This is a genomic window from Parabacteroides sp. AF27-14 (assembly GCF_003635425.1).
Taxonomy (GTDB): Bacteria; Bacteroidota; Bacteroidia; order Bacteroidales; family Tannerellaceae; genus Parabacteroides; species Parabacteroides distasonis.
The window spans coordinates 1-1,758 of record NZ_QTLZ01000061.1; the positions used below are offsets into that span (position 1 = coordinate 1).

1 protein-coding gene is annotated in these 1,758 nt (G+C 41.3%); it reads right to left on the reverse strand.

What is annotated here, in order from left to right:
- Positions 1–32: 32 nt before the first annotated feature.
- Positions 33–1,664 (reverse strand): IS1182 family transposase, encoded by a 1,632-nt coding sequence (locus DWY79_RS22345; protein ID WP_122370510.1) that lies wholly within the window; start codon positions 1,662–1,664, stop codon positions 33–35.
- Between the last annotated feature and the right edge of the window lie 94 nt (positions 1,665–1,758).

Consider the following 1,758-nt stretch of genomic DNA (forward strand, 5'->3'; position numbering starts at 1 on the left):
GAAGGTGTCTGAAAAGGATACCTTCTTTTTTGTTATGCTGCCCGTTCATTATCCATTTTTATTTTTAAACCATCTTTGGTCTTCTCAATTATCTCTTTTCGAGAAGCCATCCTACAGAAATAAGTAAAAAACAAAAGAGAACTGACTTTTTTAGCCAGTTTCCTTATATTATGTGCAATAGCAACCAGGGTAAACTCTGTTTTTACCTTCTCCAACCCTCTTAATCTAAACCGGTTCCATGTCGAGTTATGCTTTATCTGCGCAAAGACTGCTTCCGGTTCTATACATCGTCTGCCCCGATGATAAATACCTTCTTCACTCATGAGTTTTTCCCGTGTTTTTTGTTTATACCTGTTAAGGTTATAGTTAACTTCTATGATCCGGTTAGTCTTTGATTTATGACATTGAGATTTCAACGGGCAACCCTCACAGTTCTGTGCCTGATAACGCTTCAGTACGGATACATATCCCAAATCGGACTTACTTTTCCTTTGACCTTTATATTCCATATGTTGTCCCATCGGGCATACGTAATAATCCCTTTCCCGGTTGTAGTAAAGGTTCTGTATGGCAAAAGCATCCTTCTTCCAGGAACGCTTCTGCTCTTTGTGGAAATAATTGTACTTGACAAAAGCCTCTATACCCGCATTTTCCATAAACTCGTAGTTTTGTTCGCTTCCATAACCGGCATCGGCCACTACTATAGAGGATTGCCTATGATAAGTCTCTCGAAAATCTTTCAAAAAAGGAATTAAAGTTCCCGTATCTCCGGCACGCCTGTAAATCGCCAGATTGGTAATAAATTGATTCTCTGTAGCAATCTGTATGTTATAGGCGGGTTTCAATTGTCCGTTTTTCATATGATCCTCCTTCATGCGCATGAAGGTCGCATCCTCATCGGTCTTACTGAAAGAATTACGGTCCCCTAATTTCTCTAATTGCGATTCATATTTGGCAAGGCGGGGCAGATATTCTTCCTGTAGCTTTTTGACTTGCTTCTGCTCAGCTTTGTTCATCCCGCAGAGCCGTTTGTTTAAAGCGCTCACTTTTTCCCGCAAACCACAGGAATCCATATCCGGTAAGGTATCCGGGGTCCTTTCCTGTTTGTCCTGTTCGATATGTTTGTCAACCTCACTAAGGATTGCCTGTATTTTCGATTCCAGTTTTGTCTTGTTCTTTTCCACGCTGCCACGCCAGACAAAAGTGTAGCGGTTGGATGCCGATTCCACTTTGGTGCCATCAATATACTGTACATCCAAACTGACATAGCCGGATTCCTGTAGCAGTAGAACAATGGCTGAAAACAACGATTTTATATGTTCTTTTAAACGTTTGCCACGGAAATCATTGATCGTGCGGAAATCGGGAGTACTATTACCGGACAACCACATGAAGTGAATATTCTCCTGCAAGGCCTTTTCTATTTTGCGGCAGGAATAGATATTGTTCAGGTAGGCATAAAACAGGACCTTGAGCATCATACGGGGATGGTAGCTGCTGGTGCCTCCTCCTTTATATGACCAGAGCAGACAACTGATATCCAACGCATCTACAACACTGTTTACGACACGGACGGGATGATTGGGAGCGATCTTTTCCGATAAACTGACCGGAAAAAGTACATTTTGGTTGGAAGTTAACTCTTTAAATACTATCTTAGTCATCGCTATAATGTTTGTTTGTTGCAACGGTAAGATAATACTTTTTACTGAAATAAACAATAGCAAAAAGGGGCTGTCACACTTTTTGGACAGCCCC